At 71.7% G+C, this 25460-nt stretch carries 21 protein-coding genes, 1 tRNA gene and 6 pseudogenes; 9 read left to right on the forward strand and 19 right to left on the reverse strand.

Annotated elements, in window-relative coordinates; genetic code table 11:
- The first annotated feature begins 62 nt into the window (after positions 1–62).
- Entirely contained in the window at positions 63–686 is a 624-nt protein-coding gene (locus OJ254_RS16230; RefSeq protein WP_265365182.1) for an O-methyltransferase, read from the forward strand.
- A 102-nt stretch (positions 687–788) separates the two neighbouring features.
- On the opposite strand, the gene OJ254_RS16235 is transcribed toward OJ254_RS16230, so the two are convergent.
- The 7 genes and pseudogenes from OJ254_RS16235 to OJ254_RS16265 form a co-directional block, all read right to left on the reverse strand.
- Entirely contained in the window at positions 789–1007 is a 219-nt protein-coding gene (locus OJ254_RS16235; protein ID WP_265362893.1) for an FmdB family zinc ribbon protein, read from the reverse strand.
- A gap of 25 nt (positions 1008–1032) precedes the next feature.
- Complete coding sequence (locus OJ254_RS16240) at positions 1033–2079, reverse strand: sugar kinase (protein ID WP_265362894.1); 1047 nt, start codon at positions 2077–2079, stop codon at positions 1033–1035.
- Between the two features lie 113 nt (positions 2080–2192).
- A pseudogene (locus tag OJ254_RS16245) lies at positions 2193–2812 on the reverse strand (bifunctional 4-hydroxy-2-oxoglutarate aldolase/2-dehydro-3-deoxy-phosphogluconate aldolase).
- A 324-nt stretch (positions 2813–3136) separates the two neighbouring features.
- Positions 3137–4282, reverse strand: a complete 1146-nt coding sequence (gene dgoD, locus OJ254_RS16250; RefSeq protein ID WP_265362896.1) for a galactonate dehydratase — start codon at positions 4280–4282, stop codon at positions 3137–3139.
- 331 nt (positions 4283–4613) lie between these two features.
- Positions 4614–5318 (reverse strand): FadR/GntR family transcriptional regulator, encoded by a 705-nt coding sequence (locus tag OJ254_RS16255; RefSeq protein WP_265362897.1) that lies wholly within the window; start codon positions 5316–5318, stop codon positions 4614–4616.
- A 288-nt stretch (positions 5319–5606) separates the two neighbouring features.
- A complete protein-coding gene (locus OJ254_RS16260; RefSeq protein ID WP_265362898.1) occupies positions 5607–6368 on the reverse strand; it encodes a DUF4383 domain-containing protein in 762 nt (253 codons plus the stop codon).
- Positions 6369–6612: 244 nt separating this feature from the next.
- A complete protein-coding gene (locus tag OJ254_RS16265) occupies positions 6613–8004 on the reverse strand; it encodes a coiled-coil domain-containing protein (RefSeq protein WP_341483619.1) in 1392 nt (463 codons plus the stop codon).
- Positions 8005–8146: 142 nt separating this feature from the next.
- On the opposite strand from OJ254_RS16265, the gene OJ254_RS16270 reads away from it, so the two are divergent.
- Positions 8147–8218 (forward strand) — tRNA-Val (locus OJ254_RS16270).
- Here the strand turns inward: OJ254_RS16270 and OJ254_RS16275 are convergent.
- A complete protein-coding gene (locus tag OJ254_RS16275; protein ID WP_265362899.1) occupies positions 8192–8326 on the reverse strand; it encodes a hypothetical protein in 135 nt (44 codons plus the stop codon). The two genes, OJ254_RS16270 and OJ254_RS16275, sit on opposite strands and share 27 nt — an antisense overlap.
- The gene (locus OJ254_RS16280) at positions 8323–8697 is read right to left on the reverse strand and encodes a tyrosine-type recombinase/integrase (protein ID WP_341483776.1); all 375 of its coding nucleotides are present in this window, start codon (positions 8695–8697) and stop codon (positions 8323–8325) included. The genes OJ254_RS16275 and OJ254_RS16280 overlap by 4 nt, the downstream gene beginning before the upstream one ends.
- On the opposite strand from OJ254_RS16280, the gene OJ254_RS16285 reads away from it, so the two are divergent.
- The 4 genes from OJ254_RS16285 to OJ254_RS16300 all read left to right on the forward strand — a co-directional run bounded on the left by OJ254_RS16285 (position 8696) and on the right by OJ254_RS16300 (position 13684).
- Positions 8696–9736 carry a DUF1152 domain-containing protein gene (locus tag OJ254_RS16285; RefSeq protein WP_265365185.1) on the forward strand — a complete coding sequence of 347 codons (1041 nt, stop codon included), beginning with the start codon at positions 8696–8698 and terminating at the stop codon, positions 9734–9736. The genes OJ254_RS16280 and OJ254_RS16285 overlap by 2 nt on opposite strands.
- A 364-nt stretch (positions 9737–10100) precedes the next feature.
- A complete protein-coding gene (locus OJ254_RS16290; RefSeq protein ID WP_265362900.1) occupies positions 10101–10433 on the forward strand; it encodes a trypco2 family protein in 333 nt (110 codons plus the stop codon).
- Between the two features lie 84 nt (positions 10434–10517).
- The gene (locus OJ254_RS16295) at positions 10518–12884 is read left to right on the forward strand and encodes a trypsin-like peptidase domain-containing protein (RefSeq protein WP_265362901.1); all 2367 of its coding nucleotides are present in this window, start codon (positions 10518–10520) and stop codon (positions 12882–12884) included.
- A 299-nt stretch (positions 12885–13183) separates the two neighbouring features.
- Positions 13184–13684, forward strand: a complete 501-nt coding sequence (locus OJ254_RS16300; RefSeq protein WP_265362902.1) for a VOC family protein — start codon at positions 13184–13186, stop codon at positions 13682–13684.
- 64 nt (positions 13685–13748) lie between these two features.
- Here OJ254_RS16300 and OJ254_RS16305 read toward each other — a convergent pair whose 3' ends face one another.
- Complete coding sequence (locus OJ254_RS16305; protein WP_265362903.1) at positions 13749–14612, reverse strand: alpha/beta fold hydrolase; 864 nt, start codon at positions 14610–14612, stop codon at positions 13749–13751.
- Between the two features lie 85 nt (positions 14613–14697).
- Positions 14698–15348, reverse strand: coding sequence for a MarR family winged helix-turn-helix transcriptional regulator (locus tag OJ254_RS16310; protein WP_265362904.1), 651 nt, complete (start codon positions 15346–15348; stop codon positions 14698–14700).
- Between the two features lie 167 nt (positions 15349–15515).
- Between OJ254_RS16310 and OJ254_RS16315 the strand changes: the two are divergent.
- Positions 15516–15866: pseudogene (locus OJ254_RS16315) on the forward strand (hypothetical protein); the annotation flags it as partial.
- Positions 15867–15886: 20 nt separating this feature from the next.
- Here OJ254_RS16315 and OJ254_RS16320 read toward each other — a convergent pair.
- Positions 15887–16534: pseudogene (locus tag OJ254_RS16320) on the reverse strand (nucleoside/nucleotide kinase family protein); the annotation flags it as partial.
- A 93-nt stretch (positions 16535–16627) separates the two neighbouring features.
- Complete coding sequence (locus OJ254_RS16325) at positions 16628–16945, reverse strand: cupin domain-containing protein (RefSeq protein WP_265362906.1); 318 nt, start codon at positions 16943–16945, stop codon at positions 16628–16630.
- On the opposite strand from OJ254_RS16325, the gene OJ254_RS16330 reads away from it, so the two are divergent.
- The gene (locus OJ254_RS16330) at positions 16886–17545 is read left to right on the forward strand and encodes a TetR/AcrR family transcriptional regulator (RefSeq protein ID WP_265362908.1); all 660 of its coding nucleotides are present in this window, start codon (positions 16886–16888) and stop codon (positions 17543–17545) included. The genes OJ254_RS16325 and OJ254_RS16330 overlap by 60 nt on opposite strands.
- Positions 17546–17723: 178 nt before the next feature.
- Here the strand turns inward: OJ254_RS16330 and OJ254_RS16335 are convergent.
- The 6 genes and pseudogenes from OJ254_RS16335 to OJ254_RS16360 form a co-directional block, all read right to left on the reverse strand.
- Positions 17724–18880 (reverse strand): annotated as a pseudogene (locus tag OJ254_RS16335) (methyltransferase).
- A gap of 210 nt (positions 18881–19090) precedes the next feature.
- The gene (locus tag OJ254_RS16340; protein WP_265362909.1) at positions 19091–19672 is read right to left on the reverse strand and encodes a GNAT family N-acetyltransferase; all 582 of its coding nucleotides are present in this window, start codon (positions 19670–19672) and stop codon (positions 19091–19093) included.
- Positions 19673–19829: 157 nt separating this feature from the next.
- Positions 19830–20483, reverse strand: coding sequence for a DedA family protein (locus OJ254_RS16345; RefSeq protein WP_265362910.1), 654 nt, complete (start codon positions 20481–20483; stop codon positions 19830–19832).
- 227 nt (positions 20484–20710) lie between these two features.
- Positions 20711–21140, reverse strand: a pseudogene (locus tag OJ254_RS16350) (DoxX family protein); the annotation flags it as partial.
- 79 nt (positions 21141–21219) lie between these two features.
- Positions 21220–23232, reverse strand: coding sequence for an FAD/NAD(P)-binding protein (locus OJ254_RS16355; protein ID WP_265362911.1), 2013 nt, complete (start codon positions 23230–23232; stop codon positions 21220–21222).
- Between the two features lie 360 nt (positions 23233–23592).
- A complete protein-coding gene (locus OJ254_RS16360) occupies positions 23593–24237 on the reverse strand; it encodes an HNH endonuclease family protein (protein WP_265365186.1) in 645 nt (214 codons plus the stop codon).
- A gap of 287 nt (positions 24238–24524) precedes the next feature.
- Between OJ254_RS16360 and OJ254_RS16365 the strand changes: the two are divergent.
- A pseudogene (locus tag OJ254_RS16365) lies at positions 24525–25282 on the forward strand (ABC transporter permease).
- Positions 25283–25460 lie beyond the last annotated feature (178 nt).

The following is a 25460-nucleotide window of genomic DNA, read 5'->3' on the forward strand; positions in this document are numbered from 1 at the left end:
ACCGTCCTTGATCCGGAGGAGAGCCAGTGGCCGAGTCCAAGAGCACGCCGATCACGGCGGAGATGTACGACTACGTCCTCGCCCACAACCCGCAGCTGAACCCCGCACAGCGCCAGATCGTGGACCTCACCCACCAGAAGTTCCCCGACGCGGCGGGGATGCAGTCCGCGGAGGAGCAGGGGGCGCTGCTGGCGTTCCTGGTGCGGCTGATCGGGGCCCGGCACGTCGTCGAGGTCGGCACGTTCACCGGCTTCTCGGCGCTGTCCATGGCCCAGGCGCTGCCCGCGGACGGCACGCTGGTCGCCTGCGACATCTCCGAGGAGTGGACGGCGTACGGCCGGGAGGCGTGGGCCGACGCCGGCGTCGCGGACCGCATCGACCTGCGGATCGCGCCCGCCCTGGAGACGCTGCGGGCGATGCCGGCCGAACCGCACATCGACCTCGCGTACCTCGACGCGGACAAGGGCGGCTACATCGCGTACTGGGAAGAGCTGGTACCGCGGCTGCGGCCGGGCGGCCTGATCGTCGCGGACAACGTCCTCTACAAGGGCGAGGTCGTCAATCCGGCGGCCACCGGATCGGCGCTGGCGATCCGGGCGTTCAACGACCATGTGCAGGCGGACGCCCGGATGGAGGCGGTGATGCTCACCGTGGCGGACGGGGTGACGCTGGCCCGCAAGCGGTAGCGGGGACGTACGGGCGGGCAGCTGACCGGCGGCAGCACGGCGCCGGCGGGCCGCCCGCCGACGGGATGACGTACGGCCCGCCGCGGGGCGGGCCGTGGCGGGTCAGCCGCAGCAGCCGCCTCCGCAGCAGCCGCCGCCCCCGGCGCTGGGCGCGCTCCGGGCCGGGGCGGCCGCCGAGCCGCCGACGGCGACCGTGGAGAGCAGCTTCACGGTGTCCTCGTGGCCTTCCGGGCAGACGGCCGGGGCGGAGGACTCGGCCATCGGCCGGTTCAGCTCGAAGGTGGAGCCGCAGGGGCGGCACCGGTATTCGTAACGAGGCATGGCCACAGATTAGCCGCGCCGCCGGTCAGCGCACGACGGTGCCGGGCGGCGCGCCCAGCAGGCCCAGCTCGGCACGGGTCGGTGCGCCCTCCCAGTCGCCGTGCGAGGCGACCGCGAACGCCCCGGTGGTCACGGCCCGCTCCAGGCGTTCCGCGGGCCCCTCGCCGTCCAGCAGCGCCGAGAGGTATCCCGCCACGAACGCGTCCCCGGCACCCACGGCGTCCACCGCGCGGACCGGTGTGGCGGGCCGGTGGAGCGATCCGTCGCCGGTGAAGACCGCCGCCCCGTCCGCGCCCAGCTTCGCCACCACCTCGGTGACGCCCAGGTCCAGCAGCGGCGCGGCCCGCTCGGCGAGCGCGGCGACCCGTCCGGCTCCGGACCCGCCTGCCCCGCCCGCTCCCTCCGGCAGGCAGAGCGGGAGTTCGTCGTCCGAGGCGATCAGCACGTCCACGAACGGCATCCACTGCCGGAGCACGGCCGCCGCGTCCTCGGCGCTCCACAGGCGGGCCCGGAAGTTGACGTCGAGGCAGATCAACGAGCCGTCCCGGTGGGCCAGTTCGAGGGCGTGCCGGGACGCCGCGCGGGCCGTGGGGCCGAGGGCCGGGGTGATGCCCGTCAGATGGAGGACGCGCGGCGGGGCGGCGTCGAAGGCGGCCTCGACCGCGTGCGCGGTGAGCCGGGAGCCGGCCGATCCCGCGCGGTAGTAGTGCACGCGGGTGACGTCGGGCAGCCGCGGCTCGAACATCAGCAGCCCGGTCGGCGCACCGGGGTCGACGGTGGCGCCGGACACCCCGACGCCCTCGGCCCGCAGCGTACGGAGCACCAGCTGCCCGGCCTCGTCGTCGCCGACCGCGCCGGCCCAGCGCACGGCGTGTCCGAGCCGGGCCAGGCCGATCGCGACGTTGCTCTCCGCCCCGGCGACGGACACCTCCATCGTGCCGCCGAGCTTCAGCGGGCCGCTGCCGCGCAGCGCGACCATGGTCTCGCCGAAGGTGAGGACGTCGGGCCGGCCGGGCCGCGCCGGGGGAAGCGGCCGCGCGCTTACCTGCGCCTCTTCCGCCTCCTCCGCCAACGGCCCCGGGCCCGCTGTTTCCTCTTTCGGCCCCGGGCCCGCTGCTTCCCCTTGTGGCCCCGGGCCCGCCTCCCCGGTCGCCGAGCCCTCTCCCGGGACCGGGACTCCTCCCGTCATCGGGCGCATACCGCACGGAACTCCGCCGCGCGCTTGCGCAGCTCGTCCAGATCACCGCCGTCCGCCGCGTCCCCGACCAGCGGTGAGCCCACCCCACGGCCACCGCCCCGGCGTCGAAGTACGCCTGCGCGATCGCCGCGTCCACCCCGCCGACCGGCACGAACGGCAGCTCGGGGAAGGGCGCGCGGAGCGCCTGCAGATACGCCGGACCGCCCGCCGACGCCGGGAACAGCTTCAGCGCCGAGACGCCCAGCGCCTCGGCCGCGATCACCTCGGACGGCGTCAGCACCCCGGCGAGCGTCGGCAGCCCCTGCCGGACGGACTCCTCCAGTCCCGCCCCCAGGCCGGGCGTGACGATGAGGTTCGCTCCCGCCTCCGCGGCGCGCCGGGCGTCGCTGCCGGTCAGGACGGTGCCCGCGCCGATCCACGCGGCATCGCCGAGCTCGGCGCGCGCCCGCCGGATGACGCCCAGCGCGTCCTTCCCGCTGAGCGAGATCTCGACCAGCGGCAGCCCCGCCTCCGCGAGGGCCATGACCGTACGGAAGGACGCCTCCGCGTCACTGCCCCGGATGATGGCGACCAGCCGCTCGGTGCGGAGCGCTGTGCTGAAGTCCATGGCGTTTCCTACTTTCTCCCGTTCCTGCCCGGCAGATGCCAGGCAGGTGGGTCGTCCGGTCGCGCGGGTGCTGCCTCCGACTCCGATTATTCCGGTCCGGACTGACAGGCGCGCCGGACAATACGGCGCCGGTCGGGTCACCATTCAGCTCAGCATTCGGCTCATCGTCAGGGTTACTGTCCAGCCCACCGTTCGGTTCGCCGTCAGGGTCACTAATAAGCCCACCGTTCGGCTCACCGCCCGGGTCACTGTTCAGGCCACCGTTCGGTTCGCCGCCCGGGTGGCTGTTCAGGGTTCAGGCCACCATTCGGTTCACCGTCCGGGTCACCATTCGGCGAACGATCCGTCCTCGTGGCGCCACACCGGGTTCCGCCAGGCGTGTCCGTGCGCGTCGGCGGCCCGTACGGCGGGCTCGTCGACCTCCACGCCGAGGCCGGGACGCTCGGTCCGCAGCAGTGAGCCGCCGTGGAAACGGAACGGCTCCGGGTCCACGACGTAGTCGAGCAGCTCGGCGTCCCGGTGGTAGTGGATGCCGAGGGACTGCTCCTGGATGAGGAAGTTCGGGGTGGTGAAGGCGACTTGGAGGCTGGCGGCCAGGGCGACCGGCCCGAGGGGGCAGTGCGGGGCGAGCTGCGCCCCGTAGGTCTCCGCGAGCGCGGCGATCCGGCGGAGCTCGGAGATGCCCCCGGCGTGCGAGATGTCGGGCTGGAGGATCGCCACTCCGGCCTGAAGCGGAGCCAGGAACTCCCGTCGGGTGAAGAGACGTTCACCGAGTGCGAGGGGGATGTTGGAGGCGTTGACGAGATCAGGGAGGGCTTGCATGTAGTCGGACAGCACCGGCTCCTCGACGAACATCGGTGCGTGCTCGGCCAGCAGGGGGAGGAGCCTGCGGGCATTGGCGGGGGAGACCCGGCCGTGGAAGTCGAGTCCGAAGTCCCGGTCGTCGCCGAGGACTTCCCGTGCGGTCTCGGCGCGCCGCAGGCACGCCCGTACCTCGGCGCGGGTCGCCACCGGGCTCATCCGGCCGCAGCCGTTCATCTTGACGGCCGTGAAGCCGGCCTCGGCCTGCGCGGTGACGGCGTCGCGGATGGCCTCCGGTTCGTCGCCGCCGACCCATGCGTAGGCGCGGATCTTCTCGCGAACCGGTCCGCCCAACAGCTGGTGGACGGGCAGGCCGTGCCGCTTGCCCTTGATGTCCCACAGCGCCTGGTCCAGCCCGGCGACGGCGGACGACAGGACGGGCCCACCGCGGTAGAACCCGCCCTTGGTCATGACCTGCCAGTGGTCCTCGATCCGTTCCGGTTCCTGGCCCAGGAGGTACTCGGCCAGCACCTCCACGGCCGCCCGCACCGGCTCCGCCCGCCCCTCGACCACCGGCTCACCCCAGCCGACCAGCCCCTCATCGGTCTCGACCCGCACGAACATCCAGCGCGGCGGAGCGAGGAAGGTCTCGATACGGCTGATCTTCATGAGGATCCCTTGGGTTCTGTAGCGGTGGGCTTCCGTGACGGTGGTTTCTGTGAGGTGGTTTCCGTGAGGTGGCTTCCGTGACGGTGGTTCCTGCCCCGTCCGGAGAGGGGTGTAACGGGGGGCGGCGGGGCATGCGGGAGCCGCGCGGTGGCGGGAGAGCGAGGAGCAGCGGCAGTGCGGCAGCGGTAGGAGCCGCAGCAGCGGTACGGGTGAGCAACAGCTATACGGGCGAGCAACAGTGGTGCGTACGAGCAATAGCAGTACGGGTGGGCAACAGTGGTACGTACGAGCAATAGCGGTACGGGCGAGCCACAGTGCTCCGTGCGCGTGCCTAGGGATGCTCGCGCGCCGACTTGTCCAGCAGTTCGAGCATCGCCATGTACGCGCCGTCCACATCCCGGTCCCGCACCGCGTCGCGGACCGTGGCGTGCACCGCGTGCGGGTGCTCGAAGGCACCGTCGGCACCGAGCACCGCCCGATCACGCTGGACGAGCACCGGCACGATCACCCGGTGCATCTGCGCATAGAACCGGTTGTTCGACGCGATCAGCAACGCCGTGTGGAAGTCCGCGTCGGCGCGGACGAGCAGCTCCGGATCGTCGGCGGTCGCACCCATGGTGGTCAGCGCCGCGTCCAGGGCCGCCAGGTCCTCGTCGGTACGGCGTTCCGCGGCGAGCGCGGCCGCGGCCGGCTCGATGGAACGCCGCAGTTCGAGCACGTCCGCGAAGAAGTCGGAGGACACGCCGGCCGCGAGCTTCCAGCGCAGTACGTCCGTGTCCAGCAGGTTCCACTCCGCCCGAGGCAGGACGAACGTCCCGCGCTGCTGGTCGGTGCCGAGCAGTCCCTTGGTGGTCAGCACCTTGACCGTCTCGCGCAGTACGGTCTGGCTGACGTCCAGCTCCGCCATCAGCTCCGGCATGACGAGGGACTCGCCCTCGCCGTAGATGCCCTTGAGGATCCGCTTGGCGAGCGCTTCGACCGCCGCGTGCTGCACACTGCTCCCCGCGGCGGGGGCGGGCTGCCCCGACCGGCTCATGCTCCCACTCCCTGCTCCTGGCTTCTGGTCCGACGCGTGCGACGCCGGGTCGTGCGCCATCCCACGCGTCCGACATCCAACGGGTGCGTCCGGCATCCGACGCGTGCGACCCAACGCGTTGGATCCGGCATCCGACGCGTCCGACACCCGATGTATGCGAGTGCGACGTCTGATGCGTACGACGCCGGGCCGTACGAGGTCCGATGCGTGCGACGTCAGGGTGTGCCGAACCCCGATCCCTCCTCGGCACGCCCTGACGCCTCCGCGCGACGCCGGCTCACGGTCGGCTCACGGCTCGTTGCCGCCGGAACCGCTCGCGCCGCCCGCCCTACTACTGTCACCGCCTCCGGAGGGGCCGTGCGCCTCGGTGCCCGTACTGCGGCGGATTCCACTCCCACTGGTCCCGGGCCCGAACGAACCACGCCCGGCGTGCGACGCACCCTGGATCTTGACGAGCATCGCCTGCCGCCCGGCCGTCATACCGGATACGGGATGCCACTCGCCGCGGTCGAAACGTTCCGCTTCCTCCGGGTGCCGGGCGCGCCAGTACGGGTTGTCCGACGGGAGGCCGCCGCTGACCCGTCCGTACATCCCGAAAACCATCAGCATCAGGCCCACCACGAAGCTGAACAGCACGTTCTGGATCTTGAAGGCGAGGAAGTTCGCGTCGGTCTGCAGCAGCGCCAGGTTCACGAACCCGCTGAGGAGGAAGAGGATGCCGAAGATGAGGTTGAGGTTCGAGGCGAAGTTCCCGCCGATCACCATGCCGGCGAAGAGGATCACTCCGACGACGATCGAGAGCACGCTCAGGGCGCCGTTGGTCTGCAGCCCGGCCACCATGTCGCCGCCGGTGTCGAAGAAGCCGATGTTGTGGGTCAGTCCGAGGACGCCGAATGCGACCAATATCAGGCCCATCACCCCGGCGCCGATGCGGTAGACCCTGCTCAGCGTGTGGTCCACGGGCAGATGCTCATCGAGCCGGGTGTGTCGCTTCGCCCGGTGGTGGAACCGCCCCCCGGGCAGAGCCTGGCCAGGAGCCCCAGTAGCCATGTCCGGCCTCCTTTGCACAGAGGTACCGCCTGGGCCGTACTCAATCCAATCTCCAGGATCCGCCCACCTGCCACATTGCGCCATTGCTCCGGTGGGGCGGCCGCGGCCGGGACGACGCCTTGAGGGGCGGGCGGTACGGGTGCTGGCTGCGTAGCGGAGCGGGACTGACGCGTCCGCCGTACGGAGAAATCAGCTGGCGGTCCCTACGAAGATCAGCTGGCCGTCCCCGGTCCTCGTACGGAGATCAGCCCCCCGTTCCCGCCCCCGTACCGCCCCGGGCCTCACGAATCTCCTGCACCACCCGGGCGGCCGTCTGCCGTACCGCCTCGGTCTCCGTCAGGAAGTGCCACCAGTCCGGATGCCGCCCTTCCAGGCCCGCGACCGCACGGTCCAGCCGCGCCACCGCGTCGTCCAGCGGCTGCGCGTGCCGGGGGTCCGGGGTGCTGCGCCCGGCCATCGCCAGCCGCTGGGCGTCCCGGATCGCGAAGCGCGTCCGGTCGACCTCCTTCTGCCGGTCGAACGAGACCGCATCGAGCCGCTGCAGCCGGTCACCGGCCGCCGACACCGCCTCGTCGGTGGTGTCCAGCAACGCCCGGACGGTCGCCAGCCGGCTCGTCGCGTCCGCCCAGCGCTGCTCGTCCCGCGCCTGCTGCGCCTCCCGCAGCTTGACCTCGGCCTGCTCGACGGACTGCGCGGCCTGCTCCGGCACGTGCTGCAGGTCCTGCCAGCACGCCGCGCTGTAGCGCCGGCGCAGCTCGCTGAGGATCGGCTCGACCTTGCCGGTCCGCGTCGTGATCGCCTGCGCCCGGGTCCGCAACGACACCAGCCGCTTGTCGATCTCCGCCGCTCGCGCCGGCAGCCGCTCGGCCTCGGCCCGTATCTCCCCGGCCTTGCGCTGTACGTCGTCCGCGCGCCGGATCGTCTCCTGGACACCGTGCTGCCCGGCGCCCTGGTTGAGCTTGGTCAGTTCGGGGCCGAGCGCCGCCAGCCGGGCGGCGAGCTCGTCCGCCCGCAGATCCTGCGCACGGACCGTATCCAACGCGTCGCTCGCCGCCAGTAGCGCCTGCCGGGCCCGCTCGACGGCGGGAGCGAGCTGCGCCAGCTGCGTCTCGGCGGACTGCAGCAGCGGCGCCAGCCCCTGCGCGAACCGGTCGAGCTCGCCCTTCACCCGGTTCAGCTCGTCCTTGGCACGGGTCAGATCGGCCCGCGCCCGCGCCACCGCACCGCCGTCCAGATCGTCCCGGTCCAGGTCATGGGCGTCGACCGCGGTGATGTACGCCTGGCTGACCTCGTCGATCCGCCGCCCGAAGTCCGCGTAATCCTGCGCCGCCTGGCGCGCCCGCGGCGAACTGTCGACCGCGGTGATCGTCTCTATGGTGATCCGCAGATCCCGCTGCGCGGTGTCCAGCTCATAGAACGCCGCGGCCGCGGCGTCCTTCGCGGCCTGCGCGTCGGCCCGCTGACTCTCCCCGCGCCCGAACCACCGACGCGTCCCGCCACCCGCGAACGACATCGTCGCCACCGCCGCCACCAGCGGCAACGGCAACAACATCAGCCCCACCAGGTCACGGACCGGGCCACCCCGCGCACGACGACGTTCTCGCTGCTCAAGCGGCTGCGTATGTGTCGCCGTCACTTCCCTCTCCCGATCGGATCGCCCCAGGACCGAATGTCATTCTCGCACCCACCGGAAACGAACACACCGGCCGGTAAGTTCGCACTTCGCCCACTGGATTGCAGACCAACCCCGACGGCAAGGTAGTCTGTCGGCTCGGCCAGGGCGCATAGCTCAGCGGTAGAGCGCTGCTCTTACAAAGCAGATGTCACAGGTTCGAATCCTGTTGTGCCCACTCCTTACGTAGAACGAAAAGGCCCAGGTCATCCGATGTGAACTCGGATTCCTGGGCCTTGATCGTTTTCTGCTGCGGATGCGGGACCGCCGGGATCGTGCCGCTCACGTGCCAGAGGATCCGCGCGAGCCGCCCCGGTCCGGTTTCGCCTGCCGGATCTGCTTGTCCACGTGATCGGCGATCGCTTGATCACGACCGTTGACCAGGTGTTGCAGGTGCTGGTAGATCAGCGCCGCCCGCACGGACGAGTGCCCCATGCGGCGCATCAGCTCATGGGTGGTCGCGCCGCCCGTCGCGGCGATTGTGGTGCCCGTGTGCCGCAGATCGTGGAAGTGCACGTCCGAGAGGCCGGTGGCGCGCTGGGCCGGGAACTGATGACGGCCAGAGCGGCGCTTCCCGCCCCGCAGTCGTACGCTGACGCACGTGGCGCGCTTGATCGTGGCAGCGGGAGGAGGCGGCGACGCTGTCGCCGCCGCGATGCTGGACGCCGCCCTCTACGGCGATGAGGCTCCAGCGGTGGTCCTCACCTACGCATGGGACCGCCTCTTGATCGACCCCGTTCCGGGCCCGAGAGGGCCGGCCAATTTCACCGGCCTCCGCCCCCTTACGCGAAGCGTCCAGACGGTGCCCGCCGACGCGACACCGATTGCTCCCGCGGGGTCGACGCTTCCCCGACTGGCCGCTGAGCTTCCGCAGACCTTCGCGCTCATCGACCCACACCACGGCGCCGAAGGCATGGTTCGCCAACTCGAAGAGCTCGTCCAGCACTTGGAGCCGGACTCCATCGACCTCCTGGACGTCGGCGGCGACATCCTCGCCCGGGGTGACGAGCCCACCCTCCGCAGCCCACTCGCCGACGCGCTCACCCTCGCCGCATGCTGCGAACTCAACTTCCCCGTACGGCTCCTGGTCGCCGGCCCCGGCCTCGACGGCGAACTGCCCGTCGAGGTCCTACGCGATCGCCTGGGACCTGTTGCCCTGACGCTCACCGCTGAGCACGTCATGCCCGTGAGCTCGGTACTGGAGTGGCACCCTTCCGAGGCCACGGCCATGCTGGCCGCCACGGCACGAGGCGCCCGCGGCCGGTGCGAAGTACGAGACGCCGGCCTACCGGTCCCGCTCACCGACGACGGCCCCGCCGTGTACGAGGCAGACCTTGACGAAGCCCTCAACCGCAACCAGCTCGCCCGAGCCATCCTCGCAACGGAGAACCTGCACCAGGTCGAGCAGCACAGCCGGGAAATCTGCGGCTTCTCCGAGATTGACTACGAGCGCACCAAGGCCAGTTGGCTCGGCAGCCAACCCACCGAGAAGCTCGATCCGGAAGCTGTTGTCCACCGGCTCGACGAATTCGAGGCCGAGGCCCGGCGCCGAGGAATCACGCACACGACGTTCCGCCGGCTCACCGAAGCTTTCGGACTCAGCGGCAACCAGCGCCAGGACCTCAGAGCACTACTGCTCAGCAGTCGCCCGGAGCAGTATCAGGCCCCGCTCTGGCACATCCCGTCGGATGCCTGAGCAACAACTTCCTCTGTGAGTTCAAGGCGGTTTCTCTGCGACTTCAAGGCGGCTCGCTCCCGCGGCCGCGCGCGGCCCGACCCCCGGCCGGGCCTGCGCTCCTGTCTCCGGCCCGCTCCGGCCCAAAGCCGCTCCGCCCCACTCCAGCCCAAAGCCGCTCCGCCGACCTCGGGACTCTCAAGGCACTCACCTTGCACGCCAGGCATTCACCTGCGATCACAAAGGGTGCATGTCTTGGCGAGTTCTGATCATTTGTTGGCGCATGAAGTGGGGCGGGAACTACTCGGTTGGGGTGGGTCGTCTGCGCGGGTGCGCTGCTTGGTGAGCACGGCAGTTGTGTGACTTCGAGAGGGAGGGGGCCGAGGTGGCTGAAGAGATCGGGATCGCGGAGGCAGTGGAGCATCTGCGGGCGGAGTTGGTGGCGGCAGCAGCTGGCAGTGGTACCGGTCCGCGGTTTGAGGTGGGACCGGTCGAGCTGGAGTTCTCGGTGGAGATGCGTAAGGAGGGCAAGGGCAGGGCCGGGGTGAAGGCATGGGTGGTGTCGGCCGGTGCGGAAGCCTCGGTGTCGAAGGCGTCGGTCCATCGGGTGAAGCTGGTACTGACGCCGAAGGACACCGCGACCAGCGGCGCGTATCACGTGAACACCGACCGGCCGGATGCGACGGGCGAGATGCTCGGCTCCCGGTTCGGCGAGTAACCGGACAGGCAGCACACCGTGCGGGCATAGGCGCGGGGATCGCACATCTGGAACCGGGATTCAAGGCTGAGGAGGCCGGGCGGGGTGGATGCGGCTCGGGTCGCGGTGGTGCGCTCTGGTGGTGCCCAGGGGTCGGGGTATGTGCTGGGCGGGCGGCTGGTGCTGACCGCGGCGCATGTGCTCAAGGACCGTGGACAGGTGTCGGTGCAACTGCCCGGGCGGCCCGGTCGGGTGCGGTGCCGGGTGGTGTGGGACCGGTTCGAGGACGGCCCGCAGGGAGGGGACGCGGCGCTGCTGCTGGCCGGGGAGGAGCTGTTGGCCAGGGCTTTGCCACCGGTGCGGTGGGGGCGGTTGGTGACGATGCAGGCCTGCCCGGCTCAGGCGCTGGGCTACCCCGTCGTGGGGAAGGCCGGCGGGGATGCGGTGTCGTGTGTGCAGCGCGACGGGCGGGTCTTGCCTCTCAGCGGCCGGGATCGTGACCGGTACGTCCTGGCCGGGGACATGGGTGCCGAAGCTCTCGACGACGACTCGCCGTGGGGCGGGATGTCCGGGGCCGCGTTGTGGTGCGGCAGCACACCGGGGATGCCGTCGCTGCTGACAGGGGTGGTGGCCGGAGATCCGCCCGGCCACAGCCACACCCAACTGGAGGCGGTGCCCGCCTATGTGCTGGCTTCCGATCCGGTGGTACGGGAGCTGGTCGAGGAGCACACCGGCCGGGCGATGCTGCTGGAGCCTGCGGACTTGCAGCACGTCATCGACCGTACCGCCAGCCCCCGGCCGCCGCGTTCCCCGGCCGATTTGCTGCGCCCGGAACAGGCCGTGGTGTCCTTCATGGGACGTGAGGACCTGCTGAAGGACCTGACCCGTTGGTGCCGGCCAACCCCGGACCAAGCACAGCCTGACGCTCCCGCCGGGGCGGCGGCCGGGATCTGGTCGTGGGACGAGAGCCCCGTCCAGGCACGGCTGCTGACAGGGGCAGGCGGTGCCGGTAAGACCAGGCTGGCCGCTGAACTCGCCCTGCGCATGACCGGCCAGGGCTGGACCGCGATCCGCCTGACCACCGATACCCAGACGCCGCTGGATTCCCTGTCACAGGTGCGACGACCGCTACTGGTCGTCGTCGACTACGCCGAAACCCGCACACCGCAACTTCACGCCCTGCTTGAGGCTGTCGACCACGACCAGGCCACCAGCCCGGTGCGCATTTTGGCTCTGGCCCGCGCCGCGGGCGACTGGTGGACCCGGGCCACCGCACAGCCCCACAGCCAGGCTCTGGCCGCCGCCACCGTCACGCCGGTCCCCGCCCTGCACCACACCCTTCACGACCGCGCCACTGCCTACCGGCAGGCCTTGGGCGACTTCAGCACCCGGCTGCGCCGGACTTCTCCCGGCACCGATTGGGCGGCCCTCCTGCCGGCTCTCACCGCACCGGACGCACTGCCCGCCCCCGCCTTGACTGGCGCCGAGTTCGACACTCCCTTGACGGTGCAGATGGCCGCTCTGCTTGCGCTGTTGGATGCCACCGGCGTCCGACAGCCCACCGGCAGTCAGGCCGCCTCGCTGGAGGGCCGGCTCCTGGGACACGAGCAAAAGTACTGGGACGAGACCGCCAACAGCCCGGAACGGGGGTTGACCGGGGAACGCAGCGGAAGCGAAAACCGTGCGCTCGCCGTCGCCCTGGCCTGCCTCGCCCCCGCGACGGACCGTGACCACGCCCGGATGCTTCTGGCCCTGCTTCCTGGTCTGGCTGACGACGGCGCGACCGCTGTCTGTGGCGCGCTGGCGACCTGGCTTGCCGATCTTTACCCGAGTCAAGCAGGCTCCGTGTGGGGCAGCCTCCAGCCCGACCGGATCGCCGAGTACCACATCGGTACCCAGGCAAGCCGTGAACCGGCCCTGTTCACACGCGTCCTGACCATCCTTTCCGCCAACCACGCTGCCCATGCCCTGACGGTCCTGGCCCGCACCGCCCAGCACCCTCATCATCACGACACCACCAGGAACATCCTGTGCGATGCCATCACGACCGCCCCGAAAGTGCTGGGACCGGCCGCCCTGACCACCGCAACACGTACTGCCTACCCCGCACCACTGATCACCGCCCTGACACATCTGACCCGCACGACGCACGACGTCGCTCTGCTGCACCAGCTCAGTGACCAGCTACCGGACTCCACCCTCGCGCTCAACGAGTGGGCCGTCGCCCTTTGCACGGCCTTGGTGGAACACCACGACACACAAGATCCCGACCTGCCTGGTCTCGCCACCTCGCTGAACAACCAGTCCGTCCGTCTGGCGGACCTGGGTCGGCGGGAAGAGGCGCTGGCCGTCATCACCCGCGCCATTGACATCCGCGAGACCCTGGCCGAGCAGCGACCCGATGTGTTCACGGAGGACCTGGAGAGAGCCCTCCAGCTACGCGAGTTCTTGAGACGAGCTCCAGAGGAGTAATCCGCGGCCCGTCCCACCCCTGTCGCCTTCCAGGCTCCGCACCAAGGGATCGCCCGCGTGCGCCTCTCCCTGCCGGTCAGTGGCCCCCCACTCGTTCGAGCGGGGGGCCTTCTGTGGGCTGCGGGGCGGTGGGGTGGGCGCTGTTGTTTGGGGTGGGGGTGGGGGGTATTGTCGGGTGAGAGAAGCTTGAAGTCTCAAGTAAGTGGCTCGGGACCTGGATGGGCCGCGAGTAGTGGGTGTGTGGTGGCATCCGGGCGTGGTGCGTGGGTGCTGTTGCGGGGAGAGTGGAGGAGGGGTCCATGGCCGTGCGGCGGCTTAATCATGCGGTGTTGTATGTGCGGGATGTGGCGAGGTCGGTGGCTTTTTACACCGAGGCGCTGGGGCTTGCGGTGGATGTTGAGGTGCCGGGGAGGATGGCGTTTCTGAGTGCTCCCGGGTCGCTCAATGATCATGACTTGGGGTTGTTCGCGGTGGGGGAGAGCGCGCCGGGGCCGGAGGCGGGGCGGGTGGGGCTGTATCACCTGGCGTGGGAGGTCGGCACGCTCGGGGAGCTCGCTGCGGCTGAGGCGCGGCTGGTGGAGAGGGGTGCGCTGGTCGGCGCCAGTGATCATCTCGTTTCCAAGTCGCTGTACGGCAAGGACCCGGACGGCACTGAGTTCGAGGTGATGTGGCGGGTGCCGCGGGAGGACTGGCCGGGGCCGGACGAGGCGGACCGGCTGCGTCCGCTCGACCTGGCGGGGGCGCTGAAGCGTTGGGGGCCGGATCTGGTGACGGGGGCGGCGGCCGGGTCGGCGACGTAGTGAGGCGTCGGTGTGGGAGGGCCCCGGGGGTGCTTGGGGGCTCTGTCTCTGGGGGCTTGCGCGGCTAGTAGCCCAAGCGGGAGTAGTCCAACGTCGAGAGGAAGGCGTGGAGTTCCCGGTCAAAGAGCGGGGTGTTCTCCAGGTTCACCATGTGGCCGGCTGCCGGTATGCGGATTCTTCGGGTGCCGGGGACGGCCAGCGCTATGGCGTGGGCGTTGGCGGAGATGTCGGTGCTGTCCAGGTCGCCGTCGAGCACGATCGTGGGGGCCTGGATCTCGCCCAGGCGATCGGCGGCCCCGACCTCCAGGGGGATGCCGGCGCCTGCGCCGTCGGCATGGGCGATGACGTTGGCCTCGGCCGAGGCGCGCATCCGCTCGCGGAACCCCGGGTGGACGGCGGAGGGGTGCCGATGGGGGCCGTCCACCCACATCCGGAGGAAGTGCTCGACATAGCGCTCCGCGCCGTCCGGTGCGTCGATCGCGGCCACCTGCTCCTTGATGTGCTCCAGGACGAAGGGGTCGGTGAAGGCGCGGCCGCTGATCCCCGGGGAGGCGAGTGCGAGGGCCGCGACCCGGTCGGGGTGGGCTATGGCGGTGTCCAGCGCGACCCGTGAACCGTGGGAGAGGCCGACGAGTACGGCGCGGGGGACGTCGAGGGCGTCGAGCAGGGTGATCAGGTCGTCATGGTTGGCGTAGTCCCCGGTGACCGTGGACGACAGGCCGTGGCCCCGGAAGTCGTAGCGGATCGCGCGCAGGCCGGAGTTCACCAGCCAGCTGAACTGCTCGTCCCACATGTGCTGGTCGAGCATGCCGCCGTGCAGCAGTACCACGGCGGGGCCCGCGCCGGCCGTCTCGTAGAACAGCTCGCCGTCCTCGATCGGCACGATCCCGTTGTCGATCTCGGACCAGTCGGTGAGGGTCTGGGTCATGTCACGACCGTCCTTTACGGGGAGGGGTGGCGGGGCTGCGGCGGTGGGGAGCGCGGTGGTGCGGGTGGTGGTGTGAAGGTTGTTGTCATCGCCCGGGGGAGCGCTTACGGCCGGGCTGTTGCCTGGTGGGGCGGGCGCTCGGGGTGTCCGGATCCTCCTTGATATCACCCGTCTTGGGTATGCCGGGACTTTGATGACGTTCTGGGGTGCCTTGAGCGGTGGATTCCGTTGCGGAGGTGGATGAGCCGGATGCCAGGTGCCGGAATTCCTCGCCGATGCGGTCGAGTACGTGCAGTGCGGTGCGTACGTCTGCGGCGGGCAGGTCGGCCAGGCGCTGCCGCAATTCCGTGGCCTCGAAGTCCTGGATGCCGCGTATCACTTCCGCGCCTTCGGTGGTGAGCTCGATCAGGGACGAGCGGCGGTGCGCGGGGTTGGGGGCCGTGACGACCAGGCCCAGCTCCGCGGCGTGGTTCACCCAGCGCTGGACCGGCTGTCTGTCGAGCCCCATGGTGCGCGCCAACTGCGGCACCGTGCGCGGACCTTCGGTGCGCAGCGCATCCAGCAAGGCGTGTTCGCCGGCGGTCAGGCCCGTGCCTGTGAGCTCGCGCTCCACTGCGCGGACGACCGTGCGGTGCAGTGGCCACAGGCGGCGGATGACGCCGTACAGCAATTCTTCGGTGGGTGTCGCCCGTCCGGCGTCGTCGGCGTCGCGCCGACCCCCCTCAATGACACTCATGATGTCATGATGACATCGGTGATGTCGTTTGGGAAGGGGTGTGGAGAGGAGGGGAGGAGGGGTGTGGAGGGGCTGGGGTGGAGGGACTTGAAGGAGGCTGAAGGGAGTTGCGTGGGGTTGAAGGGGCTTGTGGCAGGAAGGGCAGGCGGGCAGGAAGGAGTGGGCTGGTGAGGGTGAGGCTGTTGCGGGGGGTGGGGGTGGCTACCGCCGTTTATGGGGTGGCGGTGTCGGTGGTCCCTGATCTGTTGGCTCGGCCTTCGGGGCTGGTCGACGACGAGGGGAGGGTCGCGTCGGCGACCCGGATCTCGTTGCGTCCGCTGGCCTGGCGGGATGCGGCGAGTGGGCTGGCCCTGGCGCTGGCGCCCGAGGGCCCGGCGCTGCGTACCGCTGCGTATGTCCGGATCGCGGCGGACCTCGGGGACGCCGTGCTGCTCGGCATGACGCTGCCTGACCGGGGCCGGAGGCGGAAGGCGGTGGCGGTGTCCGTGGGGTGGGGCGCGCTGTCGGTGCTCGGCCTGCTGGACGGCGGCGTCAGTCGGCCTGTGGGGTGGGGCTTCGTCGGGGTGAAGGTGATGACCAGGTCGGCGCGGTGTCGGGTCGCCGCCACGACGCGGGCGTTGGCCTCGTCCGAGGCGTGGACGAAGCGTTCCGCGTCGGCGCGTGGGCGGCCGAAGCGCTCGTGACGGTCGATCAGCCGACGGACCCGTTCCTGGGTGTCCAGTTCCACGTACCAGACCTCGTCGAGCAGGGTGCGCACCCGTGACCAGGGGCCCGAGTCGAGCAGGAGGTAGTTGCCCTCGGTGACGATGAGGGGGAGGTGGGGCGCTACGGGGATGCTGCCCGCGACCGGTTCCTCGATGCGGCGGTCGAAGGCGGGGGCGTAGACGGCGGTGTCCGGCTCGGGGGAGCGCAGGCGGCTGAGCAGCGCCGCGTATCCAGCCGGGTCGAAGGTGTCCGGTGCGCCCTTGCGGTCCGTACGGCCGAGGCGGCGCAACTCCGCCTCGGCGAGGTGGAAGCCGTCCATCGGGACCAGCGCGGCCTGGCCGGCCAGCCCGGCGACCACGTGGGCGGCGAGAGTGGACTTACCGGCACCGGGTGGGCCGGTAATGCCGAGCAGTCGGCGCTCGGTGGGGCGCGCGGAACCGGCGAGCCGACGGGCGCGGGCGAGGAGGTGCTGGAGGTCCATGGTGCGCCCATGGTGCCTGAGGGGAGGGTGGGGCGGGGGCAGCGCCCCACTGGGCGTGGCCCGTCAGGTCTGGTGGCCGGTCGCCGTCCGGTATCAGGTCCGGTGCTGCCGCCCGTTCTGGTTTGGGGTCTGGTACTCCATGCCGTATTGCGCGCCGATGGCATTGAGGCGGTCGAGGTCGGGGTGGCCGTCCTTCATGGTGACCGGCCCGGCCTCGAACATGTCCTCCATGAACGCGTCCCAACCGCCCGGCGAGGAGATCTGCAGGCAGCGGGCGGGTGGCTGGGAGGCGTTGCGCAGCGCGTGCGGTACGCCGTGCGGCAGCAGGACGCACATGCCGGGGGTCAGGTGGTGGGTGGCCCCGTTGCCTCCGACGCCCCCGTCGCCCCCGCGCCCCAGTCGTCCTCCCACTCCGCCCATTCCTCCCGTTCCTCTCGCTCCTCTTCAGGCACTTCGGCGCCTCAGCGCAGGCCGCGGGTCGATGCCGAACGCAACCGCGCCCGTGTTCTGGAGGCCGCGCGGGAGGTGTTCCGTGCGCGCGGTGACGAGGCGCAGATGCCGGAGGTCGCGCGGGCGGCGGGGGTGGGCATCGGCACGGTCTACCGGCATTTCCCCAGTCGGGCCGCGCTGATCGCTGCCGTGGGGGAGCAACGGCACGCCGAGATCGTGGAGTTCGGGCGCAGTCGCTGTCTGGCGGGTGCGACGGCGGTGGAGGGGTTGACCGCCTTCGTCGAGCACATCGGGGAGGTGCTCGACGCGGAACGTGGGCTGTCCGCGTCCATCGAGGCGTCGTTCGGATCCACCGAGCCGACGGGGGAGGGGCGGGCGCAGGCCGAGGCGGTCGCCGGCCAGTTGCTCGCCCGGGGGAAGGAAGAGGGCACGGTGCGCGCGGATGCCGAGGTCGGCGATGTGGTGATGATCGTGTGCGGGCTGGCGGCGGTGATCCGTAACGATGCGGGCGACTGGCGGCGTTATGTGCGCAATGCGTGTGCGGGGTTGCGGCAGCCGTAGGGGAGCGGCAGGGGCGGCGACGAACGTGCAACGAGGTGCACGAGGGCCACGAGGCTCGTGAGGGCCACGAGGCTCGTGAGGGTCACGAGGCTGCGAGGCTCATCGAGGTTCGCGGGTTCGACGAGCGTGCCGCCCCTGCTCCGGAGCGCTGCGCGCCCCCGCTCCGGAGCGCTGCGGGTCAGGGCGTGCCCGCGGGTGTGGGGTGGTCGGCGAGGCCGAGGCGCCAGAGGGAGGTCACTTCGGCCATGCGGGCCACGTGGAGCGGGTCCGAGGTGTCGCGGGCGCGGGGGTGCCGTGGGGCGATGTCGAGGCGGCCGAGGACGTGAGGCCCGCCTGGGCGATGGTGTCGAGGAGTTCGGCGCGCGGGCGTAGACCGAGGTGTTCCGCCAGGTCGGAGAGGATCAGCCAGCCTTCGCCGGTCTCGGTGAGGTGGGCGGCGAGGCCGTTGAGGAAGCCGTGCAGCATGCGGTTGCCGGGGTCGTAGACCGCGTGCTCCACGGGAGACGTCGGTTTCGCGGGCACCCATGGGGGGTTGCAGACGATCAGTGGGGCGCGGCCGGACGGGAACAGGTCCGCCTCGGTCACCTCCACCCGGTCGGCCACGCCCAGCCGTTCGGTGTTCTCGCGGGCGCAGGCCAGTGCGCGGGGGTCCTGGTCCGTGGCCACGATCCGGCGCACGCCGCGGCGGGCGAGGACCGAGGCCAGTACGCCGGTGCCGGTGCCGATGTCGAACGCCAGGTCCTGGGAGGGGAGGGAGGCCTCGGCGACCAGGTCGACGTACTCGCCGCGGGCGGGGGAGAAGACGCCGTAGTGGGGATGGATCCGGTCGCCGCCGAGCGCCGGGATCTCCACACCCTTCCTGCGCCATTCGTTGGCGCCGATCAGGGCGAGGAGTTCGCGGAGGGAGAGGAGAGAAGGCTCATGGGCTGGGGCCCCGTAGGCCCGGGTGCAGGCCTCGCGGACGTCGGGGGCGCGGTGGAGCGGGACGTCGTACGACGCGTCGAGGGGGATCAGCAGCATGCCCAGGATGCGGGCGCGGTGGTTCTGCGCGGCGCGGTGCACATGGAATGCCTGGGTGGGATCGGCGGGCAGCGGTTTGCGGGGGCGGCGGTCGATGCGGTGCGCCATCGCCGTCAGCAGCTGGCGGGCGTTGTGGAAGTCGCCGCGCCACAACAGGGCGGTGCCCTCACAGGCGAGTTTGTAGGCGTCGTTGGCCCGCGTCCGGTCGTCGGCGATGACGATACGGCGGGGTGGCGGGGAGCCGTTCTCGGAGCGCCAACGGGCGGAACGGGGCTGGTCGGCCTCGGTCCAATGGACGACCGGAGGTTGGTTCACCGAAATGTGCCTCGCGTGTGTGGTTCGGACCCGGCCCGGGGCGCCGACGGGCGGTGCCTGCCCCGCCCGCGGTGGGCGACTGTGGTGGTGGCGTCGCCGCATGCGCGGCTGGGCGGTGGGCGGGCTGTGACGCTTGACTCTACTCCGTTATGGGTGTCGCTCTTCTCCTCCGTCATGGCGTCGCTCTCTTCCGTAGGGGTGCTGCCTCGGTCAGTCGATGCCGAAGGGGGTGGCGTAGCGGACCGTGCCGCGCGGGGGTGGGGAGCCGTCGAGGGAGAGCGCGAGGAAGGCCTCGTCCGGCCAGGGATGCGGGGGAAGGATGCCGAACCGGCTCGCGGCCGGTGCGAAGCCGAAGCGTGGGTAATACGGCGGATGGCCGAGCACGAGGGCGGTGCGCTCGCCGGCCGCGCGGGCCGCGTCGAGGAGCGCCCGGATCACGGCACTGCCCGCACCGGACTTCTGGTGCGCCGGCAGCACCGCGCAGGGGGCGAGCGCGACGGCGGGCACGTCGTCGACATGGCAGCGGGTCAGCAGGGCGTGGGCGGCCGGGGTGCCGTCCGGTGCGTCGGCGACGTACGACAGTCCGGGCAGCCAGGCCGACCGGTCACGGCGCAGGGCGTCGACGAGATCCGCCTCCGCGGCCGTCTCGAAGGCCGTGAGGTTGATCCGGCGGACGGCCGGTATGTCCGCGGCGGCTTCCGGGCGGGCGCGCCAGACGGACCGGGCCGCGGTGGAGGGGCTCGCCGCGATGGACGGTCCGGGTGCATCGTCGGCGCGGGGGCTGCTGCTCATGTCCTTCATCGTCGCAGCAGGGTCTGACAGCGTGCCAGGAGATTTCCGCCGGTGCGGGCGGGCCCTCGACCGGCCGGTCCCGGCGCCCGGCTCACGCCCCGCCTCATGCCCCCGCCTCACGCCCCGGTTTCCGCCCTGCTGCCGCCCCGCCTCCGTCTCAGTGGGCGGTGCGGCGTTCCGGGCGGCGCACCAGATAGGCGGCGGCCGAACCGGCGGCGAAGAGGGCGACGACCGAGAGTGCGGTGCTCATCCAGGACGTGCCGAGCCAGTGGCCGCCGAAGTAGCCGAGGCTCACGCTGTACGCCGCCCAGGCCAGGCCGGCCAGCGCGGACCAGGGCAGGAACTCACGGACCGTACGGTGCGCGACGCCGGCACCGAGGCTGACCACGGACCGTCCGGCCGGGGCGAAGCGGGCCAGCACGACGAGGCCCCCACCGCCGCGGGTCAGCGCGGCGCCGAGGCGTTCCTGCGCGGCGGTGAGGCGGCGGGAGCGGCCGATGGCCCGGTCGAAGCGGTCGCCGCCGCGCCAGGCGAGCCGGTAGGCGACCATGTCGCCCAGTACCGACGCGGTGGCCGCGCAGACCACCAGGGAGATGACCTGGGCGAGGTGGGTGCCTCCGTGGACGGAGGACGCCATCGCGACCGCGTCGCCGGTGGTGGTGCCCGCGGCCGTGGTGCCGGCGGCCGTAGTGGCCGCGGCGATCACCAGGACGCCACTGGGCAGGATCGGGACGAACACATCGAGCAGGATCGAAAGGCTGACGATCACGTACAACCAAGGGGTGCCACTGAGGGACCCCAGGCTTTCCATCAAGTCCTTCTCCCGGTCCGAACCCCGCCGCGACGTCGCTCGGTGCGGCAGGGGCGGCTTTACGGCCATACAGCGTACGCCTGGCCGTTTCGGCCGGGATGTCCGGCCCCCGTCCACGGGGTGCGGATACGCCACGGCCCGTACGGCGAAGTGCCGTACGGGCCGTGAAGCAGGCGCAGTTGCCCAGTGGGCGTCAGGCGGCGGAGGGCTCCCCCTGGGCGGCCGGGGGGCTCCTGGTCGCGGTCGCCGAAGAAGACGCGGTCGAGCGCCCAGGCACCGGGGCCGGTGAAGAAGATCAGCAGGAAGGCCCAGCAGAACATCGCCGACGCCTCACCGCCGTTCTGGATCGGCCACAGCGCGCTGCCCTGGTGGACGGAGAAGTACGCGTACGCCATCGAACCGGAGCTGATCAGTGCCGCGGCGCGGGTGCCCAGGCCGAGCAGCACCAGGAGGCCGCCGGCCAGCTGGATCACGGCGGCGTACCACCCGGGCCAGGCGCCGGTGGGGACGGTGCCGCCCTGGCCCATCGCGCCACCCAGGACGCCGAAGAGCGAGGAGGCGCCGTGGCAGGCGAAGAGCAGGCCGACGACGACGCGGAAAGAGCGCGAGCACGTGCGGCGTCGATCTCTGCGTGAACGAGTTCAGCGGTGCGGACATGTGGGGAGCTCCTACGGTTTCTGGGGACGATGGGAACCGTGGAGCATAGGTTAGGGGCACCTAACCAGTACTTGCAAGTTCAACCTTTGGTCAAACGTGACCTTCGGTCCGACCCAACCGTCTCCGGGCCGGTCAGCGCGGACCGAAGCGCCGCCCGGGCCACCGCGTCCGTATCGGCCAGCGTCACCGAACCCACCCCCGGGCGGGCCCCCGCGGCGGTCACCCAGTGCACGCCCTCCGTCGGCACCCCGACCGCGAACCGCCGCGGATGCGGCCGCCCGTCCGCCCCGACGAGGTGGTACGGGCTCGGCGTCACGTCCAGGCCGCCGGTCTCGTAGCCGTCCACGGTGTGCGGCCGGCAGCCGCCGTCGGTCAGCAGCCGGGACAGCAGCGCGTCCCCGGTGCGCCGCAGGTCGGGCTCCGGCAGCCGGGCCTCGATCAGCGCCGTCGCCGTCACCTCCGACCCGGGGACGTCCGGGGAGGCGGCCGTGAAACCGGGCCCGCGCCCGTCGGCGGAGCCCGTCCGGACCGCCATCCTGGGGCCGACCACCTCCAGGACGCCCGCCTCGATGAGCGCCACCATCTCCGCTATCCGGCGGCGCGGCGGCCCGATGGACAGGAAGGCGTTGAGCGGGGTGTACCAGCGGTCCAGGTGATCGCGCCGGGAGGCGCCGGCCAGTCCGCCGTGGTCGACGATCTGCCGCAGCTCGTTGCGCAGATCACGCAGGACGTCGAGGGCCGCCTTGACGGGGCCGGACACGTTGTTCTGCCGGGCGTGTGCGATGTCCTCCCGCAGATGGACCAGCAGCCACTCACGGAAGGCGGCGCGGCCGGCGAAACCGTGCTCCGCGTTCGGCCGGGAAATCCGGTGCCAGTCCCAGCGGTCGGCCGGCGCGATGCCGAACGCGTCCAATACGGCGGCCTCTTCGGCGCTGCGGTGCGCGGTCCCGAGGAAGCGCTCGCGGAAGCGGTACCGGGAGGGCGCGGCGCCCTCGGGACGCTTCCGGGAGGGGGCGGGGCCGCCGGAACCGTGGGAGTCGCCGGGACGCGTGGCCCCGGGGACCGTCACCTCGCGTCGGGCCAGCAGCGCCTCGTAGTAGACGGTCTCCACTTCCTTCGCCACCAGGGGCCAGACCTCCGTCATGAAGTCGGGCAGCTCACCGGAGTCCGCGCGCTTGCGGAAGGCGGCGATCACGTCCGGCGTCAGGAGCAGCGGCAGGTGACGGCCGTGCGCGCCCTTCGCGTTGTCACCGCGCGCGTGGTACGGGATGCCGCGCCGGGATCCTGCGTACAGTCGCGGCTCGCGGCCGGACGGCAGGTACCTCAGCCGGCCGTCCGCGCCGGGGACGAATCGGCCGCCGCGGGCCGTCGTCAGCAGCGCCATGTGGTCGAAGAAGTTGAGGCCGAGGCCGCGCAGGACCACCGGGCGACCGGGGGCCAGCGCCTCCAGTTCGGCGGAGAGGTCGGCCGGGTTGGCGGGCGGCAGATAGCGCAGGCCGTGTCCGGCGGCGTACACGGCCAGCCGCTGCTCCTCGGGCCCGGGGCGGGTGGGCAGATGGCCCTGGGCGAGGACCACCGCGCCCAGGCCGTGCAGGGTCCGGCCGTCGTCCAGGGTGAGCGACTGCGATCCGTCGGGAGCCTCGGTCAGCCGTACCGCGCGGGCCCGGTGGACGTCGACCGTCACCTCCTCCGGGGCGGTCCGCACCGTATGGCGGAAGACCCACTCCAGATAGCGCCCGTACAGCGCGCGCCCCGGATAGTCGTCCGGTCCGATCTCGCACCCCTCCCAGGCGTACAGGCTCGGACCGGTGCGTATCGGGCCGGCGCACTCGACGCTGTCGTCGGTGAAGAGCGTGACCTGGGACGCGACGGTGTTCATCAGGAGCTCGGGCGGCTGGGCGGTGCGCCATACCTGGCCGGCGCCGGGCGGGGCCGGGTCGACGACGTGAACGGTCAGCCGGGCGCCCGGGGCCAGTTCGGCGGCCGAGGCGCAGATCCGCTCCAGCACGCTCGTCCCGCGCGGTCCCGCACCGACGACGGCGAGGGCGGCGACGGGGCCGGGGCGGTGGTCGGCGATGTGTTCGGCGGCCAAGAGGGGCCCTCCCTGGGGCGGCGGACGGCCGGCGCGCGGGCGCGGGCGCCCGAGAGTGCGGGCGACGAGGTGCGCACCATCATCACCGCCCGGCGCGCCGCCGGGCACCCGGGTGCGCGAAGAATCACACCGGATCCGGAGGTTGGTGGCGGACAACCGGAAGCCAGCAGTCCGCGGCAGGGGCCGGCAGTACGGGCAAGTCGACCGGGTTCGCCGGAAACGTCCGCGGGAAGCGCCCGCCGGACGTGCTTGCCCGAAGTGCCCTCCGGAAGTGCTCGTCCACCGAAAGCGCCCGCCGACCGGTGGTGTCCGGTCGGCGGGCGGGGGCGAGGCGCCCGCGCAACGCGCCTCAGCGGTCGGTCAGCAGCCGTCCAGGATCTTCTTCAGGGCGGCCTTCTCCGCGGAGTCCGCGGTCATGCCGTACTCGTGCTTCACCCAGACCCACATCCGGGCGTACTGGCAGCGGTACGAGGCCTTCGGCGGCAGCCACTTCGCCGGGTCCTTGTCGCCCTTCTCCTGGTTGACGTTGTCGGTGACGGCGATCAGCTGGGAGTGCGTCAGGTCGTTGGCGAGCGCCTGGCGGCGTGCCGTGGTCCACTTCGCGGCGCCCGACTTCCAGGCCTCCGACAGCGGGACGACGTGGTCGATGTCGACGTCGGACGCCTTGGTCCAGGTCGCGCCGTCGTAGGGCGAGACCCAGGTGCCGCTCACGGCCGCACAGCCGCCGTCCTGCTGCACGTTCTTGCCGTCGCGCTTGAGCACCACCTCACGGGTGTTGCAGTTCTTCCCCTGGTCGATCCAGTGCGGGAACTTGGCGCGGCTGTAGCCGTCCTGCGGCCCCTCGGGCTGCTGCTTGATCTGGGCGAGGTACGTACGGGCGGTGGCCGCGCTCGGCGGGCTGGGCGGCGCGGCCTGGGCGGACTGTCCGCTCAGCACCAGCGTGCCGAACAGCGCCGCGGCCGAACCCGCGGCGATGGAAACTCGACGCGCGTAGACCTTCGACACGGTCTTTGCCATCGGAACTCCCTTGGAGTGTGGGGGAAGTTGACGGGCGGTGCGGGCCCATGGTGGTGATGAGGGGTTGCCATGGGGTGGGCACCAGGTAACAGGGTGACGACATGCTCACGACAGATCAAGAGCTGACGGGCCGCCATAAGTGCGTGGCAGCACTCCGGTTGGCGCGCACGACGGCCCTCCGGCGGGCCCGTATGACAGCACTCCGGTTGGCCCACTGAGGTGTCGGCGTCGGCTGAGGTGCCGGCGTGCGCCGTCGTCCGTCCTACAGTGAGCGCGTGCTGCTGCCGGTCAACGCCACCCTCGGGGTCGTTCTCGCCGTCCTCCTGGTCGCCGCCGTGGCCGTCGCCGCGCTGGCGCACCTCGGCCACGGCCGGGCCATCGCGGTCGCCGGGCTGCGGGCGGCCGCGCAACTCGCCGCGGTCTCCTACCTCATCGGCTGGGTGGTGCGCGCACTTCCGTGGCTGCTGTGTTTCCTGGTGCTGATGTTTGCGGTGGCGGTACGGACCGCGGGCCGGCGGATCACCCAGAACCACACCTGGTGGTGGGCCGCCGTGCCGATCGCCACCGGGGTGGTCCCGGTCGTCGGCCTGCTGCTGGCGACCGGTCTGGTGCCGCCGCGGGGGCTCAGCCTCATCCCCGTCACCGGCATCCTCATCGGCGGCGCGCTGACCGCGACCGTATTGGGCGGGCGGCGGGCGCTGGACGAGCTGGAGACCCGGCGCGGCGAGTTCGAGGCGGGGCTCGCGCTGGGGCTGCTGGACCGTGACGCGCGGATGGAGGTCGCCCGCCCGGCCGCGTCGGACGCGCTGCTGCCGGGGCTCGACCAGACCCGGACCGTGGGACTGGTCACACTCCCGGGGCGTTCGTCGGCATGCTGCTGGGCGGTGCCTCGCCCGTACAGGCAGGCGCGGTGCAGCTGTTCGTGCTCGTCGCCCTGTTGGCGGTGCAGGCGGCGGCCTGTGCGGTGGTGCTGGAGCTGGTCGCGCGCGGGCTGCTGCACCGCGTACCCTTGAGGACAGCAGAAGGGGAGTAGCTCTCCGCCGGACCGTCGACATACTGCCCGCCCTCGTGGTGGGCCGGCGCCCGGAGCGCGATGGGATACCGCGGGGCGGTACGCAACGCGCCAGCGAGACCTTCGGCCGCAGTGTCCGACGCTGCCGTGCCGAAGCGACCCCTTTCCCGGGCCCCTTTTGGTGCGGCCCAACCGATCG

This window comes from Streptomyces endophytica (assembly GCF_026153355.1).
GTDB lineage: Bacteria > Actinomycetota > Actinomycetes > Streptomycetales > Streptomycetaceae > Streptomyces > Streptomyces endophytica.

Excerpts from the sequence above, each read along its gene's own strand:
- OJ254_RS16230 (WP_265365182.1), top strand. The coding sequence starts at position 63 with ATGTACGACTACGTCCTCGCCCACAACCCGCAGCTGAACCCCGCACAG.
- OJ254_RS16235 (WP_265362893.1), bottom strand. The coding sequence starts at position 1,007 with ATGCCTCGTTACGAATACCGGTGCCGCCCCTGCGGCTCCACCTTCGAG.
- dgoD (WP_265362896.1), bottom strand. The coding sequence starts at position 4,282 with ATGAAGATCAGCCGTATCGAGACCTTCCTCGCTCCGCCGCGCTGGATG.
- OJ254_RS16255 (WP_265362897.1), bottom strand. The coding sequence starts at position 5,318 with ATGAGCCGGTCGGGGCAGCCCGCCCCCGCCGCGGGGAGCAGTGTGCAG.
- OJ254_RS16260 (WP_265362898.1), bottom strand. The coding sequence starts at position 6,368 with ATGGCTACTGGGGCTCCTGGCCAGGCTCTGCCCGGGGGGCGGTTCCAC.
- OJ254_RS16285 (WP_265365185.1), top strand. The coding sequence starts at position 8,696 with ATGCTGGACGCCGCCCTCTACGGCGATGAGGCTCCAGCGGTGGTCCTC.
- OJ254_RS16300 (WP_265362902.1), top strand. The coding sequence starts at position 13,184 with ATGGCCGTGCGGCGGCTTAATCATGCGGTGTTGTATGTGCGGGATGTG.
- OJ254_RS16305 (WP_265362903.1), bottom strand. The coding sequence starts at position 14,612 with ATGACCCAGACCCTCACCGACTGGTCCGAGATCGACAACGGGATCGTG.
- OJ254_RS16310 (WP_265362904.1), bottom strand. The coding sequence starts at position 15,348 with ATGAGTGTCATTGAGGGGGGTCGGCGCGACGCCGACGACGCCGGACGG.
- OJ254_RS16340 (WP_265362909.1), bottom strand. The coding sequence starts at position 19,672 with ATGAGCAGCAGCCCCCGCGCCGACGATGCACCCGGACCGTCCATCGCG.
- OJ254_RS16345 (WP_265362910.1), bottom strand. The coding sequence starts at position 20,483 with ATGGAAAGCCTGGGGTCCCTCAGTGGCACCCCTTGGTTGTACGTGATC.